The following is a 1,240-nucleotide window of genomic DNA, read 5'->3' on the forward strand; positions in this document are numbered from 1 at the left end:
ACGGCACCCCGCAACCGCATCACATCCACCGAACCCTCGAGATCGAAGACCAGCTGCACCATGTACACATCCGGCGCACCATCGTCATAGACCGCGTGGAACAACAACCCCTCCTGTCCGGCCACCAGGGGCAGGACCTCGCCGTACTGGGGGATCTTCGCCGCGATGGCTTCCTGGTCGGACGGGCTCAGCGAGATCAAGGGGCGAGGGGGCGAGGTGGAGTCCGCGGTGTCCGTCGATTGTGTGGGAACGGCCGAGGTCTCGGGGACCCGGGCGGTGGCGGCGAGGGCGACAGGTGTCTTGTGCTGGAACACCTCACGCGGGGTGAACACCAGCCCCGCACGGCGGGCCCGGCCCACCAACTGGATGGACATGATGCTGTCCCCGCCCAGCGCGAAGAAGTCGGCATCGGCCGGGACGTCGGGCAGGCCCAGCACCTGGGCGAACAACCCGCACAGCAGCTCTTCGGTGGGGGTGGCCGGTGCGCGGCCGGGGGCCGGGGTGTAGTCGGGGGCAGGCAGCGCCTTGCGATCCAGCTTCCCGTTCGCCGTCAGCGGCAACTGCTCCAGTACGACAACGGCCGAGGGCACCATATGCTCCGGCAGCACACCCGCCAGGAACTCCCGCAACTCCACAGCCACCGGACGGGACCCCGCCGCCGGTACGACATAGCCGGTCAGCCGGCGGTCCCCAGGACGGTCCTCACGCACCACGACCGCCGCCCGCGCCACCTGCGGATGCGAGGCGAGCGCGGCCTCCACCTCACCCAACTCGATACGGAAACCACGCACCTTGACCTGATCATCCACCCGGCCGACAAACTCCAACCGCCCGTCCGCCCGCCACCGCACCAAGTCCCCGGTGCGATACATCCGCCCACCAGGCCCAGCGAACGGACACGCCACAAACCGCTCCGCCGTCAACCCCGCACGCCCCGCATACCCCCGCGCCAACCCCGCACCCGCCACATACAACTCACCCACCACACCCGGTGGCACCAACCCGAGTCCACCGTCCAGCACGTAGACCGAGGTGTTGGACAACGGGCGGCCCAGCGGCGGTGCACCCCGGTCGGCGGGATCGAGGGTCGCGGTGGTGGACCAGATGGTGCACTCGGTCGGACCGTACAGATTGACCACCTGCGACCCGAACTCGCCCAACCGCCGAGCCAGCCCAGCCGGCAACGCCTCCCCACCGGCCAGGGCCCGCAACCCCTCCACCATGCCGGGAGCCTGGGAGA

The 1,240-nt window shown here is 69.9% G+C and carries 1 protein-coding gene; it reads right to left on the reverse strand.

What is annotated here, in order from left to right; all coding sequences use genetic code 11:
- On the reverse strand, window positions 1–1,223 hold a 1,223-nt coding region (locus JK364_RS54315), incomplete at its 3' end, for a non-ribosomal peptide synthetase (protein ID WP_307841732.1).
- Window positions 1,224–1,240: the final 17 nt, after the last annotated feature.

Origin of the sequence: Streptomyces endocoffeicus (assembly GCF_016741935.1) — a bacterium.
Lineage (GTDB): Bacteria > Actinomycetota > Actinomycetes > Streptomycetales > Streptomycetaceae > Streptomyces > Streptomyces endocoffeicus.